The 17,047-nt window shown below is 41.6% G+C and carries 14 protein-coding genes; 3 read left to right on the top strand and 11 right to left on the bottom strand.

Going from position 1 to position 17,047, the window contains the following annotated elements; translation table 11 throughout:
- Positions 1 to 9: 9 nt before the first annotated feature.
- The 5 genes from CLV51_RS12685 to CLV51_RS12670 all read right to left on the bottom strand — a co-directional run bounded on the left by CLV51_RS12685 (position 10) and on the right by CLV51_RS12670 (position 7,010).
- Positions 10 to 2,205, bottom strand: coding sequence for a peptidase domain-containing ABC transporter (locus CLV51_RS12685; protein ID WP_106528399.1), 2,196 nt, complete (start codon positions 2,203 to 2,205; stop codon positions 10 to 12).
- Positions 2,206 to 3,507 carry a radical SAM/SPASM domain-containing protein gene (locus tag CLV51_RS12680; protein WP_106528398.1) on the bottom strand — a complete coding sequence of 434 codons (1,302 nt, stop codon included), beginning with the start codon at positions 3,505 to 3,507 and terminating at the stop codon, positions 2,206 to 2,208.
- A gap of 100 nt (positions 3,508 to 3,607) precedes the next feature.
- The gene (locus CLV51_RS29115) at positions 3,608 to 3,784 is read right to left on the bottom strand and encodes a hypothetical protein (protein WP_158266990.1); all 177 of its coding nucleotides are present in this window, start codon (positions 3,782 to 3,784) and stop codon (positions 3,608 to 3,610) included.
- A 74-nt stretch (positions 3,785 to 3,858) separates the two neighbouring features.
- The gene (locus CLV51_RS12675; protein WP_158266989.1) at positions 3,859 to 6,246 is read right to left on the bottom strand and encodes a TonB-dependent receptor domain-containing protein; all 2,388 of its coding nucleotides are present in this window, start codon (positions 6,244 to 6,246) and stop codon (positions 3,859 to 3,861) included.
- Between the two features lie 563 nt (positions 6,247 to 6,809).
- The gene (locus CLV51_RS12670; RefSeq protein WP_106528396.1) at positions 6,810 to 7,010 is read right to left on the bottom strand and encodes a hypothetical protein; all 201 of its coding nucleotides are present in this window, start codon (positions 7,008 to 7,010) and stop codon (positions 6,810 to 6,812) included.
- Between the two features lie 118 nt (positions 7,011 to 7,128).
- Here CLV51_RS12670 and CLV51_RS12665 point away from each other — a divergent pair, with 118 nt between their 5' ends.
- Positions 7,129 to 7,929: a HipA family kinase gene (locus CLV51_RS12665; RefSeq protein WP_106528395.1), complete on the top strand. Its 801-nt coding sequence runs from the start codon at positions 7,129 to 7,131 to the stop codon at positions 7,927 to 7,929.
- On the top strand, positions 7,907 to 8,293 hold the full coding sequence (locus tag CLV51_RS12660) for a DUF3037 domain-containing protein (RefSeq protein ID WP_106528394.1): 387 nt from the start codon (positions 7,907 to 7,909) through the stop codon (positions 8,291 to 8,293). The genes CLV51_RS12665 and CLV51_RS12660 overlap by 23 nt, the downstream gene beginning before the upstream one ends.
- Positions 8,294 to 8,306: 13 nt before the next feature.
- Here the strand turns inward: CLV51_RS12660 and CLV51_RS12655 are convergent, their stop codons facing one another.
- Entirely contained in the window at positions 8,307 to 8,702 is a 396-nt protein-coding gene (locus tag CLV51_RS12655; RefSeq protein WP_106528393.1) for a winged helix-turn-helix transcriptional regulator, read from the bottom strand.
- Positions 8,703 to 8,768: 66 nt separating this feature from the next.
- On the opposite strand from CLV51_RS12655, the gene CLV51_RS12650 reads away from it, so the two are divergent.
- On the top strand, positions 8,769 to 9,227 hold the full coding sequence (locus CLV51_RS12650; RefSeq protein ID WP_106528392.1) for a DUF3291 domain-containing protein: 459 nt from the start codon (positions 8,769 to 8,771) through the stop codon (positions 9,225 to 9,227).
- Positions 9,228 to 9,286: 59 nt separating this feature from the next.
- Here CLV51_RS12650 and CLV51_RS12645 read toward each other — a convergent pair whose 3' ends face one another.
- Genes CLV51_RS12645 through CLV51_RS12625 form a run of 5 tightly spaced genes read right to left on the bottom strand, consistent with a single transcriptional unit; the run spans position 9,287 to position 17,047 of the window.
- Positions 9,287 to 12,613 (bottom strand): TonB-dependent receptor, encoded by a 3,327-nt coding sequence (locus CLV51_RS12645; protein ID WP_106528391.1) that lies wholly within the window; start codon positions 12,611 to 12,613, stop codon positions 9,287 to 9,289.
- Between the two features lie 35 nt (positions 12,614 to 12,648).
- The gene (locus tag CLV51_RS12640) at positions 12,649 to 13,635 is read right to left on the bottom strand and encodes a fasciclin domain-containing protein (protein ID WP_106528390.1); all 987 of its coding nucleotides are present in this window, start codon (positions 13,633 to 13,635) and stop codon (positions 12,649 to 12,651) included.
- Positions 13,636 to 13,654: 19 nt separating this feature from the next.
- Positions 13,655 to 14,725: a fasciclin domain-containing protein gene (locus tag CLV51_RS12635; RefSeq protein WP_106528389.1), complete on the bottom strand. Its 1,071-nt coding sequence runs from the start codon at positions 14,723 to 14,725 to the stop codon at positions 13,655 to 13,657.
- Between the two features lie 22 nt (positions 14,726 to 14,747).
- Positions 14,748 to 15,998, bottom strand: coding sequence for a fasciclin domain-containing protein (locus CLV51_RS12630; protein WP_106528388.1), 1,251 nt, complete (start codon positions 15,996 to 15,998; stop codon positions 14,748 to 14,750).
- A gap of 26 nt (positions 15,999 to 16,024) precedes the next feature.
- Complete coding sequence (locus tag CLV51_RS12625) at positions 16,025 to 17,047, bottom strand: fasciclin domain-containing protein (RefSeq protein ID WP_158266988.1); 1,023 nt, start codon at positions 17,045 to 17,047, stop codon at positions 16,025 to 16,027.

The following is a 17,047-nucleotide window of genomic DNA, read 5'->3' as shown; positions in this document are numbered from 1 at the left end:
AAAAACTTATCAATGCCCGAGTTCCAGTTGATTTTTTACCAACTCATAGTAGAACCCTTTTTGTATGGCAAGGGATTCATGATCACCAGTTTCTATTATTTTTCCTTTCTCCAGAACAATAATCTGATCGGCATGCTTAACTGTGCTCAGCCGATGAGCAATGATAACCACTGTGCGGTTCCTGAAGAATGCGTTTAAATTGTCCATGATCTCTTTCTCGTTCTTTGCATCCAGGCTACTTGTAGCCTCATCAAAGAACATTAACTCAGGGTCTTTATAAACAGCCCTCGCAATGAGGATGCGCTGTTTCTGTCCGCCACTCAGCTCAATACCGGACTTCCCGATCTTCGTGTTATATTTTAAAGGAAGATGATGAATAAAATCCTTGATACAAGCTATTTCAGCTGCCAGCTCTAATTTCTTCATATCCGGATTTTCGTCTGCAATGGCAATATTATTGGCAATAGTGCCACTGTATATCCAACCATCCTGCATCACTACACCGCATTTTTTTCTCCATTCATCAGTATTAATATCGCTCAATTTTACTTTATCTACCAGGATATCCCCTTGCTGAGGATTATAAAAGGCAAGCATCAGTTTCATCAATGTGGTTTTGCCACTGCCGCTACTGCCCACAATGGCTGTAATTTTACCTTTAGGAACAAACAAACTTAGATTTGAGATAATATAAGGATTGAAACTACCATCGTATTTGAAGGATATGTTATTCAACTTAATTCCATAGTGGGTTACCGCGGGGATAATTTTTGAAGCATTATTCTCATCTTCTTTTTTTTGTATCTCATCAATCCTTTCATGAGAAAGCTTCGCGTCCTGTATACTCCGTATACATTCAATTATCTGCATTACAGGACCGCTTAATTGACCGATTACAAAACTGATGCTCATCATAATACCGATGGTCATCTGGTTATTTATGACCATCCATGCGCAAATGCCTGTTATAATAATATCTCTTAACTTATTGATAAAATTTACTCCTATAAGTTGGTAATAATTCAGGTAAAGCGCCTGGAGAATTATTTTATTTATCTTCAGTTGAATATGTTTCCACTGGTGAATTTTTGCAGTTTGTGCATTATTAATCTTTATTTCGGGCATGCCCATGATAAGCTCATAAACATTGTTCTTATTCTCAGACAATAAAGAAAATCTTGAATAATCCAATATCTTTCTTTTACCAAGAAATAAAACAATCCAGATTACAGCGGTGAGTGTACATAATAAAAATACACCGAAGATCGTCCTGTTAAAATAAATCAAAATGGCGGAGAAAGCCAGCAGGTTAAAAATAGCGAAGATGAATTGTATCAGCCGGTATGTGAGAAAACTTTGAATTCTTTCCTGGTCGTCTATCCGCTGAATCAAGTCTGTGTTTAACCTGGTATCAAAAAAACTAACCGGCAACCTGATCAGCTTCTGAAGAAATTGCGACAGGTAACCGATGCTGATGTTAAAGTTCAGTTTTACCAAAACAACAGAGCTTAGGCTGTCGAAGATACAATTGCCAATAAATAGAATCAGCTGGGACAGGATGATCAACCATACGATATGCATGTTTTTTAACATGACGCCCTGATCAATCATTCGCTGGAATAATAATGGAGCAGCCCAATTGGTGACCATTGCCAGCGCAAAAAGGATACAAGCAATTGAAAAATTCCAGCGATATTTATTCAGGATTCTACCAAAGGCAGTAACAGCCTCACCATAGCTGCTCTTCAACCTGGATACCTCTTCTTTTTTATTGGCAAACTCGTTTCCTGGTTGCAGGATAAGCGCTACTCCTTTTTCTTCGTCTCCCTGCCAGTCTTTTAAAAAAATCTCTTCCCCCAGCTGAATCTTGCCATAACCCGGATCTGCAATATGAAATATTTTCTTACCGTTACGTTGCTGGTGGATTTTATAGAGCACTACATAGTGCTCCTGCCGCCAGAACAAAATAGCAGGAAGCGGAATTTTAAGCAATTCCGCCATCGTGATTTTTACCGGAAATGAATGGAACCCCGCCCGGGTAGCCCCTGCTACTATATCCTGAAGCGTTATGCCTACACGCGTTGCCTGGCAATAAGTTTTCAATTCCTGCAAGCTGATATGTTTTTTATAATAGGCAGCAACCATGCGCAGGCAGGAAGGACCACAATCAATGGACTCGAGCTGGTGATAGAAAGGGAATTTCATTTAATGTACGGCAGTTATTTCCTTGAACTTATTAAGTACCACTTTATCTTTTTCCTTTTCATCAAAGGAATATACGCAATAGTCTTCCAGGTTAAGATGTTCTATCGCATGTTGTGAACATCCCCCATTGCATAGTGGTAAAATGCGGCAAGACAGACAAGGCTTATTATGAAATTTTGCCTCCATACGTCTTGTGGGAGAACCCTTTTCCCAAATTATTTCACCGGATTCATTAATATATCCCTCTCTCTTACCGGTGGTAAAATCCCTGGCAGTGCATTTAAACACCTCTCCGTTATAATTAATCACCGCACTGTTTAATTTATCAGCATAGCAGGAATCGCGGACATTATTTGGAGAAAGATGGGAGGATACTCTAAATCCGGCATTACGGAAATTATCAGCCTTTTGCATAAAATGAAGGTCAGCATTAGCATCTGTTTCCTGCCATACTTTATGAAAATCAACTAGCATATAGCTCTTATCCACCTGATCAAGATCCATCAGATCTTCGATGATCCTATCGCAATTTAAAATGTTATCAGCAGTATAATTAATGCGCATAGTAACATTGAACTTATTACGTATCAGCAATTTTATATTGTGAATAATTTCCTTGTACGAGCCTCTCGTTTCGGATACATACCGTATTTTATCATGATCTTCACCAAAACCATCCATTGTTATCTGAAAATGAGCAGCTTTCTCTTTTTCAAATATTTTTATCATCTTTTCATTGATCAGAAAGCCATTGGTTGTAAATGTAATGGAACCGGCAATATCATGCGCAGCGCATGCCTTATTGAAATGCTCCATAATAGGCTGCACAATATCATAGAAATATAGCAATGGTTCTCCGCCAAACCAGGATAGATTAATTCTTTTCAGGGAACGGCTGGTGGATACAAGATTGCTGATGAAAATATTTGTCCTTTCAATAATATCCTCATTCATCCTGGAACTCTTGATATGCGTTTCATAGCAGTACCAGCATTTAAAATTACAGTTCATGGTTGGATTGATGGTAAGTCTGTAATCAGATTGATCAAGGTCTGTTTTACGACTTACTTTCTTTACTTCCTCTACTTCATCCCGCTCATTTTCCACTAAATAGCCACCGTCTATCAGGGCCTGAAAGAATGTGGCGTGCACATTTCTTAATTCATCGATGTCTTCCGCTTTAGCTGCAAATAATAAATCCTTTAAAAGGGGTTCTAAAATTAAAAACTGGTTTGAAAAAGAATTATATAACAGCATCTTATCACTGTATGGAAGAACAGTATTAAACTGGCTATATTTCATATTTGAACTGGGTTTAACGGTTATAAAAAGGGATACCGGAAAAGATATCAGGACATGGGCTTAGCCTTGTCCTGATATCATCATTGAATTACAGCTATGCTCATACACCACAATGAGCAGCACAGTTACCACCATTACAGTTATTCGTAGGGGGGGCAAGAGTGACTACTGCAGATGATGCCTGAATAGCAGCAAAGCCTCCAGTTAACATACCTTGTTGATTTTCTGCAATAGATTCGAGTGAGGACAGTAATTCCTCGAGTTTTTTATTTTCCATATTTATTTGCAATTACCCTTACTCTATTTAATATCAGGCTTTTCAGGTACCGCCTATGTTGCGCAACAATATTTTTAATGTGAAGACCGGTCAATAATTTCCTGGTTGGATGTATTGCGGCTTTTCACAGTTTTCATTTTTTTATTTCCAAATCCATAACTCACTACCATTCCTAGTACACGGGTATCATTTCCCTGTTTGATCCGGTTATGAGAATAGTCATTATCAAATACAGTACTGGGTACAGAGGTATTCAACAAGTCAATGGAGAATAGTGTGAAGGTGAACTGCTTTATTTTTTTCCGGATACTTATTTCCAGCGCTGCGCTTTGCCCTGCCTTGCCCATGCTTGTTTCCTGCGGCGTATTATAACTGAATACAACGTATCCCGTCAGCTTTTTTTCCTTTGATATGTAAATTGTATTATCCAGATAGGCACTGCCATACATTGCACCACGGTTTATATACTGCCCGGGTACAGCTCCCTGATATTTCCTGTATCCAAGTGTGAATGAAAAATTGGATTCAATTATACCATTGCAAAATGATTGGGCAATGGAAGAGGTGAGTGTATAGTCATTACTTTGCCCGAAATTGAAATACTGATATTTCATGGTATTATTGCCGGAATCCGTAATAATAAACTGGTCATAATCATCCCGGCTGAATTTATGATTCAATAAAAAAACATACTTTCCCGATAAGGTATAGGAAAGCTCCTGTGTAATTACTTTAGCTGCCTGAAGGAAAGGGTTTCCCTCTGCATAAATGTCAGCGCTGGTATAAAAGCGGAATGGGTTGAGTATATTGAAATCAGGGCGACCAATATGATTAGTAATGCTATAGGCAAACTGGTGGTTGGCAGCAGGTGTAAAATTTATAAACAACGAAGGAAATACACTCCAGTATTTTTTACGAAAAGATTGATTGAGATTTACTGTAACTCCTTCTATGTTTGTATTCTCAGCTCTCAGGCCAACAGTTGTTTCCCATTTACTATTCCATTTTTTGCGTAAGGAAGCGAAAGCAGCGTTGATCTGCTCCTGGTATCTATAATGGTTGCTCCTGGTGCTGTCCTGTTTATAAGTATCGGTATTCCACAAGCCAAAGAACAGGTTGTTATCAGACTTTGTATTAAAATATTTAATACCGGCAGTGATGTCAGTGTTTTCATTAAAAGCGTACTTGTAGTCAATTTTCCAGGATAAGTTGTCAATTTTCTGAGGTAACCTGGAAATGAAATTATTATTGGTACGTATTTTATTTTCCTGTTGTATAAAATCATAATAATTAAAATAATCTACATCCACACTTAAGTAACCTCCCAAGGAATCGATATTGAACTGATAGTTAAAATTAATATTGGTAGAATGACCCTTAAGTTGTGAAAGCGTTTGTGTTTGTAGAGAAGAGTCCACATGGTCGCTCCCCTTTTGCCGGTAAAGGGTACTGGTAAAGTCGCGGTGATGCTGATCATTATTGATAGTATTGATGATCAGCCCGGCAGTTTGTTTCGCATTGATGTCATAATTTAACTGTAATGTACCACCATAGAAATTTTTAGGTTGAATCCGGGTGATATCATTCAGATTTTCATCGTTATTTTTTTTATATAATACGGCTGTATGTTCTGTTCTCAGGTGCTTCATCCTATTGCCCCAGACATTTAAAGAGGCCCCTATTTTGCCGTGGCGGTAACTGATATTATTAAAGGTACGCTGGGTGTTGTAAGCAGCCTGTTCATCTGTAACAGAAACCCGGCCTTGCAGGCCATCTGTATCGGGTTTCTTTAAAACAATATTGATAATTCCGGCGCCGTCGCCTGCATCAAAAAGACTGGAAGGGTTGGTGATTACTTCAACCTTCGCGATATTATCAGCAGGCATATTTTTAAGGAGGTAATAAAGCGCTTCCTGTCCCATAAGATTTTTACGGCCATTAATATATACGACTGTATTTTTTTTGCCTGCAATAAACAAGGCGCCAAGGTCATTTGCACTTACGAGAGGAACATGTCTAAGTATATCCCAGGCATTGTTTCCCGACAATAAGGGATTACCATTTAAATTAAAAACAAAGCGATCAGATTTCTTTTCAAACAAAGGTCGTTGCGCTTTTACAGTTACCCCTGTAAGTGTGGTGGTTGAATCCCTTATCAATATGATATTACCCAGGACCGTATCTTTAAGATCTCTTCCTGGTTCTATCACGCGTTGTTTTTTAACAAACCCTATCCTGCTTACTTTTATAATCATCATACGGGGAAAAGAAGTATTGCAGATAAGATGATAATAACCCTGTTCATCCGAAACGGCAACACATAAAACTGTTGAATCTTCCTGACATTCTACTGAGGCAAAACTTATTCCTTTCTCTTCTTTTTCAACTATCCTTCCGCTAATAGAAATTTGGGCCACTGTATTAACAGTACTCAGTAAAAAAACAATAATGAAAACAGACACAAACAATAGTGTCCTTTTTTTGAGGTAGATATTACTAACATGTGATTTATTTTCTGGTAGCCAATGAGGAATCCGCACACTATCTCTAGCGCAACTGCTGTTGTTTTTTGAATAGATCATAAGTATTAATGATTCTTTCGCATTATAATTACTTAAAGGGTACTAGGTTAACACATAAAGTACAATTACTGCAAATTCGCCGAGGGACCCGTTGTTAGTTCAAATTTTGGTTTATCTTTTATTGTATATAAGAGTTGGTCAACTAAACACTTTAAGCATATCTCAATACAATAACTCTAATAAATATAAATAAAAAAAATTAACACCCAATTCTTTTTACATTTTTTATTTTTTGTAAGAGACGGGAACTGGTCAGGTGAAGATTGATATTCGTGCATGGCGCAGCAGAAAATGCTGACAGTGTTGATCAGGTAGATTTAAATAACCGTATTTCAATTCAATCGTAAACTATTCCTGAGGTTACAGAAAATTGGAAGACTTAAAGTTGTTATACCTGAAGCCTTTCTTTGTGTTCCCGGTTTTGTGGATTTAGCTTAAACGGATTACTCATTATCCACATCAGAAAATATCTTATTAATGATAACCGTGTTGTGCATTAAGCTCTCTTGTGGGCCAGGCATGGCAATATGTTCCCCTTTGCCCTGGTATACTGCAACGTGACCGATGACTGCCAGAACAGGCCTTTTAATATCGTCTTTAGCTCCCCTATAACATAAACCTGGCGGTGAATGCCGGGGCATCATAAAAAGCTATTTTGTTCTTTTTAGGCATCGTGACAGATCATTTATAGCAAATTTCTTAAAAAATTGATCTAATTTTCCGGTTATCTTTTTCCGGAGATGATATAAACACCGAATACTAATGATAGATGATATTCAATTGCAACTCAGGACTGTCCAGGTGATCCGCTATGTAACGCCGTTGCGTGAAGGCGGCTCGCTCCCTGCTATTGCAGAAGCAGATGATGGTTTTTTGTATGTACTTAAGTTTCGCGGCGCAGGACAGGGTGTGAAAGCACTCATCGCCGAATTGATTGGTGGCGAAATAGCAAGGGCAGTAGGTTTGAAGGTACCGGAACTGGTATTTGCCGAACTGGACAGCGCCTTTGGCCGTACCGAACCTGATGAAGAAATACAGGACCTGCTCAAAGCCAGCGTGGGCTTAAACATGGCGCTGCATTACCTTTCGGGCGCTATCACCTTTGACCCCACCGTTAGTACAATAGCACCTGACCTGGCATCAAAGATTGTATGGCTGGACTGTTTGCTCACCAATGTAGACCGTACTCCCCGCAATACCAATATGCTGATGTGGCACAAGGAATTATGGCTGATAGACCATGGTGCATCACTCTATTTCCATCATTCGTGGCACAACTGGGAAGAACAGGCCAAACGGCCTTTTGTACAGGTGAAAGACCATGTGCTGCTGCCACAGGCCAGCGAAATAGATAAGGTGGATGCTGCGTTTCGTTTAATACTTACGCCTGAACGCATCCGCAACATAGTGGCCTTAATCCCTGATGAATGGCTGATCAGCGGATCATCTCACGAATCGCCAGAGGAACACAGACAGGTTTATATTGAATTTTTAACATCCAGGATCTCCAGCTCCGAAATTTTTGTAAAAGAAGCACAACATGCAAGAAAATCACTTATTTGAGTATGCCGTTATACGCATTGTGCCAAGAGTCGAACGTGAGGAATTTCTCAATGTTGGAGTGATTCTCTATTGTAAACAACAAAGATTTTTACAGGCAGTATTCACATTGGATGAAGAACGGCTACGCACTTTTTCCCCTCATACAGATATAGCAGAGGTAAAAGCTTACCTCGATGCCTTTGTAGAAATATGCCATGGTGGCAAGGAAGCAGGCCCCATTGGCAAACTCGATATTGCTTCCCGTTTTCGCTGGCTCACGGCCACGCGCAGCAGTGTGGTACAAACATCAAAAGTACATCCGGGCTTTTGTGGCGGAGATGCTGCGGAAACGCTTAACCGCCTGCATCGTCAGTTGGTATTGTAGCAAAAGGCCGCTTTTATCTTTGTATATGGAGCATTTCCTCAATAGATAATACGCCAGTTAAATTATTTAGCCCCCAGTTTTGTATTTGCGTTAAAAGCGGCAGTAAAGATTGTCCTGTTTCAGAGAGCGTATATTCCACATGCTGCTTTTTAGGATCATATTGTGTACGAATAATTACGTTATCCCTTTCCAGCTCTGATAAGTGCTGCGAAAGCACTTTCCTGCTGATATTCGGTATGATCCTGTACAATTGGTTATATCGCAGTGGTCCCTCTGTAAGGTAACAGATAATACATGGCTTCCATTTGGTAGCAAATATTCTGAGTGTAGCAATCACAGAACAGCTATAGTCTGCCAGTGTATCATCCTGCTTTTTTACCAGTAACCTTTTAGTAACTTCTTGTTTCATGTTTCACCTGCCTTTACTTTTACAAAAGATAACAGCTAATATAACTAATTTTTAAAAATATTACAGATGGAATACTATTTAGCCCAGGTGAACATAGCGAAGATGCTTGCCCCGCTTGACAATCCGGTTATGGCCGACTTTGTTGCCAACCTGGATCGGATCAATCATATAGCAGAGAACAGTGAAGGGTTTATCTGGCGACTGAAAGATGATCAGAATAATGCCACCTCCATAAAAATATTTGATGATGACTATTTACTGGTCAATTTGTCGGTGTGGAAAAATGTGGATGCATTATTTCAATTCACTTATCAATCAGATCATGTAGAAATTTTCAAAAGAAAAAAGGAATGGTTTGAAAAGATGTCGGATATGCACATGGGGCTGTGGTATGTTCCTGCCGGGCATTTGCCCACTATAGCTGATACGCAGGAACGGCTTACTTATTTAAGAAATAATGGAAGTACACCTTTTGCGTTTACTTTTAAAAACAGGTTTACACCTGCAGATGTAGTTAATTTCTAACCACAATAGAAAGGCCGGAAACGTAAGTCCCCGGCCTTTTTAAAAGATTTTTACACACATTAAAATCCATACCTCAATCCCAGCTGCATTTGCCAGCGCGAGGCAAACGGATCCACAGAATATGGTGTTCCCGGATCTATAAACTGATAGAGTGGATATCCCTGTGAACTACGCACCGGAATGTAAGGCTGTAATCCCACACTGGCAGTAGAGTTATAGGTATTGGAAGAGAAATAAACTTTGCCCAGGTCTTTGCTGATCAGGTTAGTCAGATTCATGATATCCAGTGAAAAGGTAAGCGTATGTGGAGATACGTTCGCCTTCCCGGCATTAAAGCAGATCTCCTGTGAAAAATGAAAATCAGCATTATTATTCCAGGGAGTACGTCCTTCATTGCGTTCCGTAAACTTGCCACGACGGGAATGCAGGTATTTATTACCATCAATGAATTGATCAAATGCGTCGGCCTGTTGCTGCGGGGAAGCAATAACTTTTCCATCTGTTCCGTAAACAGGTGCAAAAAAATTAGCTGTTTCGCCTTGCGCAGGGATGTACGCCAATCCTATCTGCTGCGGCGTGTTCTGCGGCGTGTAGTTTACAAAACCATACGTAAAGGGACTGCCGGATTGCGCCGTTATAAACAAAGAAAAGTTACTGGTAAATGTTTTAGACCATACTTTACGGTACGACACATTTACAACGATCCGGTGCCGGATATCAAAATTGGAGTTGGCCAGCGAAGGATTGTTGGGGTTCAGTGCCTGGTTCAATTGCCAGTTAGATTCCATCGAATTACGGATACCGTTGGCCAGGTCTTTTGACTGGCCGTAGGTGTATGCTCCGGAAAATCCAAATCCGTTATTAAAATTACCCGACACCTGCGCGGTAAGACTATAACGGTACCCCAATGTAGTATTACTCATTTCATACGCATTGGCCAGATTAGGATTCAAGGAATTCTGGCCGGGGAAAATAGGTTGTCTGCGGAAAGCGGCGGCTGTATCAAAAGCCATGTATGTTGGATTATCCGTCAGGTTCACCTGCTGAAATTTCACATCTTTGATAGTTTTAGTGTAAATGCCTTCCAATGTATATTTCAGTCCGTGCTGATCCTTCAGATCAATGGCGAGACTTCCTCTTAATACTTTAGGCATTTTAAAAGCATTATCCACCACATCGATCTGTGTCTTACCTGCATTCCGGTTACCAACTTCCTGTCCGTTAGCAGCCGCAAAACCCGCAATACCGGGCGCACTGCCGGGTGCATGCACCAATGGGTTGCCCTGGAATACATACGGAGGGTTACCATCTGTTTTCTGGTCGTAGGCGCCATAGGTATCACCGTTGTTATAATAAGCATATCCCAGCCATGCAAACGGAATCCTGGAAGTGAACATACCCAGTCCCCCACGCAGGATCCCGCTTTGATCGCCCCTCCAATCGTAGCGGAAACCCAAACGGGGAGATAGTTGTATTTGTCCCAGGTAATTTTGTCCGATCTTATTCAGTGGCGTATACAAATAAGTATTCCCGAGATAAGGATCCGTTTTTGCGTTTTGTGTTTTTTCGCTCAACGCTTGTTTCTGCGGTACATCTGCATAATCAAATCTTAACCCGTAAGTAAATTTTAATTTGTCTGTTACCTGGTATTCATCCTGTGCATAGGCACTGTAAAAATTGATGTTGAATACTGCTCCGGGATGAGATAAAATATAATCACGGTTGTTATTATTATAATTATAGTTGCCCTGTACCCTTTCCGGGTTGTTGCTTAAAAAATCATGGATACTCTGGTAAGTAACGCGGCCATTCCACGCATTCACAAAGCCGTAGGTGATCTTGTATAATTCGTTATGCGTACCAAAGGTCATAGTATGCGCGCCTTTATTGATCACCATATTATCGGTAATTTCGATGGTCCGTTGTTTTTGATTAAAGATCGCTGCTTCACGGTCTGTGCCCAGGAAGATGGTAGTACCGGGTGTTCTGCCTACAATCTGTACCTGTGGAAATGCGGGATCACTGGTAGGATCGCGGTAGTCGTGGATAGCTGTGTAACCGGCTACAAAGCTGTTGGATACCTGGTTATTAAATCGTGTTTTAAACTCTGCAACAGTAGAGCTTTGGTTATTGGTTTGTTTGTAGGCAATGCTTCCGAAACGAAAATCAAACTGGTCACGTTCCATATTGATGGCCTCCGAATGAATAGTATTGTTGCGGATGGCCAATTGATTGCGTGTACCGATGTTCCAGTCCAGGCGGTTAAAAAATTTATTGGAACGGGAGTAGCTGTTGTACTGGCCATAGGTGCCGGGATCAAATCCCAAATCATGCAGACTATGATCACGGATATCTGTTGCATCCTGCAAACTTAATGCTGCGGCTGCACCGGGGCTTCCGGCTACCTGCAGCACGGGTTCCTGGCGGCGGGTAATTTCTTCATTTGTAAAAAAGAAGATCTTATTTTTCATAATAGGAAAGCCTGCCCTGAAACCTGTCTGATAGTCGTAAAAAGCAGCGGGCAGTTTTTTATTTAATTCAGTACCTGTGCGGTCAGGTCCGGTTATGGAAGCATTGCGCCCATAGGCATATACAGCCCCATGAACTTCGTTGGTGCCTGCCCGTGTAACAGCGTTAATACTACCACCGGTGAAGTTACCGATCTTCACATCGTATGGAGCAATATATACCTGTATATCTTCAATGGCATCGAGTGAAATAGGATTTGTTCTGGTAGAAGACCCCGGCATGCCGGAAGTACCTGTTTGTCCGCCTACTGACGGGCTAAACCCAATTGCATCGTTATTGATAGCGCCATCAATGGTCACATTATTATAGCGGAAATTCGTACCTGCAAAAGAGTTGTCCTTTGAGCCCTGTGGCACCAGTTTCGTAACATCAGTGATGCTGCGGTTGATCATAGGTAACTGATTAATCTGATCACGGGAGATATTCTGACCAGTACCATAGGTATTAGCGGCTGGTCCTTTTTTCTGTCCTTTTACTACTACTTCGGAGAGTGATTTTGTGTTATCTGTCAATACTACATTTAAGGTGAGTGTTTCTCCCAGCGCAACCTGCGGGATATTCCTGGTTTCGGTATTCATCCCCAGAAATTTTATAGCAATGCTATAAGGGCCTCCTACTCTTAAACCGGGTAAATTGTAGCGGCCATCAGCACCGGTAGCAGTGCCGTATGTTGTACCGGAAGCGGTGTGTACTGCCACTACTATAGCTCCGGGGAGTGGTTGTCCTGTACCGTCTTTCACCATACCACGCAGTCCCCCACTGGTTTCCTGTGCTATTACATGCCCTGGAAGTAGTCCGCACAATAGTATCCAGAGGAATAACACTAACACCTGATATTTAGGTAAATGAATTCTCATTTTTTGTTGTATAAAAAAAGTAAGCAAAAATGATTTTAAGGAATGATCACCTGGTCTACCACCTGCACTACGCCATTGGTGGCTATTACATCAGGGCGAACAATATGCGGGGGCACTACATTTCCGGAAGTGGTGAACGTAATACCATCAGCCTGTATCTTATAAATCCGGGGGTTCACAAGATCAAACAAGGCATCACCCAGTATGGTACCGCCTAAAAAAGAAGAGGTTAAACTGGTGCCGGGCTTAAAATAAAACTGGATAAAGCTCCGCAGCACCACAGGGTCTGCCTGTTTAATAGCATTTACATCAGCAAATCCATATGCCCCAAAAGCGGCATCATTAGGCGCCAGTACAGTCAGGCTAACATATAAGCCATGATAACCAGGAAGCGGGTTAGCTTTCACAAAAATGGTATCATATCCTAACAGGTGAGTGGCGGCAGTAAACAGCGTCAGGTCCGGCGACTGCTGTATAACGTCTTCCATATTACCGACGGGCGGAAAGGCTACCCTGCCCAGCTTATGCACAATACCATCTCCCAAAATAATATTCGCGGTTGTAAGCGGGATACCATTCAGGAAAATGCCAAAATAGTTTTTGGTGATGGTGGGCCGGTAGACAGGGTTCCGGGAAATGGCCACCTGTGTGTAAAACCCGATCAGGCTATTGCTGCTCAGGTTACCATATACGAAATGATATTGCAGGATGAATGCCAGTGCTTTGGGATCATACGCGTTGATCCTGTCCAGGGTAAGACCGGCTACTTTAAAAGCCGAATCTACCGGTGCAAATATCGTATAGGGGCCACCGTTAGAAAAGGTAGTATCATTCAGCATACCTGCCCGTTCCAGTGCTGCTTTAAAGAGTGTGAGTTGCGGATCTTTGCTGACATACTGCAGCAGCGTGGATTTAGCCGTAACTACCAGTGTATGCTCCTCTTTTTTACAGGCTGTCAGCAGCAACAATAAAAGCAGCAAATGATACAGCGCAGCGTTTTTATATAAGTAAATATTTTTCATACAGCTATTGTAAACAGTGTTAAGGAATTAATACGGCATCTGTTTCATACAATACGCCGTTGCCGCAGGTAATACTGGCATAGTCAAAACCCGGATTATACTCCGCCGGAGTATAGATACGGGCTGCATTTCCCTGGTTTCCCCTGCCCAGAAAACTGATGGCATTATAAGCGGAGGCGTTACCATTAACTGCCACCTTTCCATTGTTTAACATGATCATGCTTTTGCCGGGTGCAGTAGCAGTAACACGGTAAAGATCTCCCTGGTAGAACCGGCCTTTGATCATATGATATTTCAGAATGGCGGCCAGCTTATCAGGAGCTGCATGGAGAATGGCATCTATGCTGCTGATATCAATGCCAGGAAATTTACCTGCCGAATTAATAAAAGCCTTATTGGAAGGCGCCAGCACGGTATACACATCATTGCCGGATAACAGCGCAGTATCCAACCCGCTGCGTTGCAGTGCAGCACTGAACATCGTAAGATTGGGTTCATTGTGTACAAAACCTGCTATGGTTGGATATATCTCAGGGTTAAGCACGGCTGTGAGTCCCTGTACCATACCATTTGAGGCCGGATTATCCAGGCTTTCCACTTTTACACCATTGACAGTGACTACCGTGTCTTTTACATTCACAAACTTCTTTACATACAGATGACCACCGCTAACAGTAGTGTAAGCTGTATCTGTGCCTACCGGCAATCCCCTGAAAGAAAAACTGCCATACAGCGTATGATACCGCATCATGTTCCGCATCCGCTGCGAAGAGATAAAAAGAAATGTATTCACAGTAACGTTGATACCAACACCCAGATTTCCCCATGAATTATTATTCGGTGCTAAAAAAGTAAACGGGCCGGGTGCTGCCAGGCTATCCTGTAAACCAGCATACATCAGGCACACATTGACTACGCTGAAATTAAAATTATCCTGCAACACAAATTTTATACGGCTGTTATATCCCGGATCTGTAGTGGGAGCAGGTGCATCTTTATCTTTACTGCAACTCAGCATCGTCCATGTTATGCAAAACAACAACATGGCATGTATACAGTTGCGATGAGTAATAAATCCCTTTTTCATCATCAGTGGTATTACTTAAAAAAATTTAATTATTAGGATAAAAAAGCTGGTCTACTTTATACAATGCACCATTGGTAGCCACAAAATTGCGCACCGGATGTGCAGGATCAGTATCCTGCGGAATGCTGACAATTATTGAATTCCACTTTACACTGGCAACACCCTGTTGCCCGGAAAACTGTAATCCTGTTAACCATTTCATATTAGTGTCACCGCTCCCCAGGTCTCCTGTAATCCTTCCCACGTAAATATTATAGATGTTATTATTGATAGCCGGATGCAACATATCGCTGTATAATAGGAGGGCATTGAATATCTTATTTCCGTACAATCCATAGTTGTACAGCATATGTCTTTTCACGACGCTATCCATTGGCGGATAATTGAATTTTGGAGCATTCTGATCATAACCGGTGGGCGTACGCAGGTCATATTTACGGATATCATCTACCGTAAAAAAACCTGCTTTATTAAATGCTGCATTGGTAGGAGCCAGTATAGTAGGCAGGCTCCCACCTTGTGCTGTCAACTTTGGATGAGAAAGCCAATAAACATCGTTGGTAGCCGAATCATTAACACCCTGCAATGATTGCAGGTAAGCCCCGCGGATACTATCGCCCAGTATCAGTGCCGCTTTAAATAAACTCAGGTCCGGCTGCGAAGCAATCACATCATATAAATGCTGCTCAGGCAGTGCCGGTAATAGCCGGGTGATGGGATAAATAAAACCATTGGAAGCAGGAATCACTGGTGCATTTTTCCTGACAGGGAAACCGTTTAAAAAAAGCTGACCGGCCTCCTGGATGTATAACGGTGCCGTATATACGGTATGTCCACGATAGGGATCAAAAGCAGTATCCTGGCGGAAAGACAATGCTCTGATACTTAATACGCTGCTGGTCATGGCCAGATCATCCAATGCGCCGGCAACAAAATGATAGGTGATGAGTTTACGCAGGGAGTCAATAGAAAGGCTGCTGATGGTGTTTTCATCCAGCCCGGCAGCTTTCATCGCGGAATCTACCGGAGCAAAGATGGTATACCCTTTGGTAGAATCGATCCATGCAGATAATCCCAACCGGGTATATGCCTGGTAGAATAATTTCAGAGAAGGCTCACCTGCCAATGCTTTATTGATATCGCCATTTTTGAAGGGCGCAGAATGTGAGATAATTATATCTGAATCCGATGGCTTCAAACAGGCACTCCACGCACACAGCAGACTACACAGCAGCAGGGTACTTATAACATGTTTGCGTTGCAATATTGTCTTCATAAATATTTTTTCAGCGGTATTGGCAGTTATTTAATGATCAGGCTATCCGGTAAGGCCAGGAGTTTATTTGTTCCATGCACTACACCATTCAACGCGGGATGGTCGGGGTCATCCAGCGTAACCATATCTCCATATACAAATGGATTACCGTAATAAGGAGGCGTATAATTATTGATGATATGGATATAATCAAAAAGTGCCAAGCCTATCTTATCAGACCGGAATACCATTAAGCAATCCGGGGTTACATACACCGGTGCATCATTTGGCAGTGGCGCGTCCTTAAAATCTGTTTTAAAGAAAAAACCGGTTTTCATGATGGCTGCACCAAACAACCATTTTTTATAGTGCAGGGTATCCATGGCTGCAATAGCTGCTGAGTCATAGCCACGTTGCAAAAATGCCTTATTGGTAGGTGCCAGCACCACAAAAGGGCCAGGAGCCGTCAATCCTTCCAGCAACCCAAATTGTTTCAGTGCCTGTGTATAAAGACTAAACCTTGGCGTACGCACCAGGTATTCCTTTACGGTAGCAGCCGGATATTCCAATACACGGTCAATAGCATGTATCACACCATTACCTGCAATAATATCTGCTTTCTTCACTGTAGCACCATTGATATGCAATGCAGGTATGGCACCATTCTTCACAGGTACAGAAAAATAAACATTGGGCCCTGCTATGCTTTTAAAAGGATAATCGATCGTTTGTGGTACAGTAGCCATGGTAACAGCTCCCGGTAATATGTGATAGCTGATAAGTTTTTTCAGCACTGCTATATCCATATGTTGTAAACTATCCGGTGTAATGCCGGCGCTGGCAAAAACGCTGTTATCCGGTACCAGCAATGTATACAGGCTATCGCCGGTAATTACCTGATCCAATCCGGCACGCTCTACGGCAGTATAAAACATAGCGTACGTGTAATTATTCTGCAATACAGCAGCAAGTGGCCGTGTATCTTTTGATACGGGCGGCAACACATCGTCTTTTTTAATACAGGCCTGCAGCAGCAATACCCCCAGCAGGATGATATAAATTTTTTGCAT

The sequence above is a fragment of the Chitinophaga niastensis genome (assembly GCF_003014755.1).
Lineage (GTDB): Bacteria > Bacteroidota > Bacteroidia > Chitinophagales > Chitinophagaceae > Chitinophaga > Chitinophaga niastensis.
Note: the sequence above shows the minus strand (reverse complement) of the source record. Positions and strands in the feature narration are given on the sequence as shown.

Coding starts and splice junctions, on each gene's coding strand:
- CLV51_RS12630 (WP_106528388.1), bottom strand. CDS start 15,998: ATGAAGACAATATTGCAACGCAAACATGTTATAAGTACCCTGCTGCTG.
- CLV51_RS29115 (WP_158266990.1), bottom strand. CDS start 3,784: ATGGAAAATAAAAAACTCGAGGAATTACTGTCCTCACTCGAATCTATT.
- CLV51_RS12665 (WP_106528395.1), top strand. CDS start 7,129: ATGATAGATGATATTCAATTGCAACTCAGGACTGTCCAGGTGATCCGC.
- CLV51_RS12635 (WP_106528389.1), bottom strand. CDS start 14,725: ATGATGAAAAAGGGATTTATTACTCATCGCAACTGTATACATGCCATG.
- CLV51_RS12640 (WP_106528390.1), bottom strand. CDS start 13,635: ATGAAAAATATTTACTTATATAAAAACGCTGCGCTGTATCATTTGCTG.
- CLV51_RS12655 (WP_106528393.1), bottom strand. CDS start 8,702: ATGAAACAAGAAGTTACTAAAAGGTTACTGGTAAAAAAGCAGGATGAT.
- CLV51_RS12650 (WP_106528392.1), top strand. CDS start 8,769: ATGGAATACTATTTAGCCCAGGTGAACATAGCGAAGATGCTTGCCCCG.
- CLV51_RS12670 (WP_106528396.1), bottom strand. CDS start 7,010: ATGATGCCCCGGCATTCACCGCCAGGTTTATGTTATAGGGGAGCTAAA.
- CLV51_RS12645 (WP_106528391.1), bottom strand. CDS start 12,613: ATGAGAATTCATTTACCTAAATATCAGGTGTTAGTGTTATTCCTCTGG.
- CLV51_RS12660 (WP_106528394.1), top strand. CDS start 7,907: ATGCAAGAAAATCACTTATTTGAGTATGCCGTTATACGCATTGTGCCA.
- CLV51_RS12685 (WP_106528399.1), bottom strand. CDS start 2,205: ATGAAATTCCCTTTCTATCACCAGCTCGAGTCCATTGATTGTGGTCCT.
- CLV51_RS12680 (WP_106528398.1), bottom strand. CDS start 3,507: ATGAAATATAGCCAGTTTAATACTGTTCTTCCATACAGTGATAAGATG.
- CLV51_RS12625 (WP_158266988.1), bottom strand. CDS start 17,047: ATGCAAAAAATTTATATCATCCTGCTGGGGGTATTGCTGCTGCAGGCC.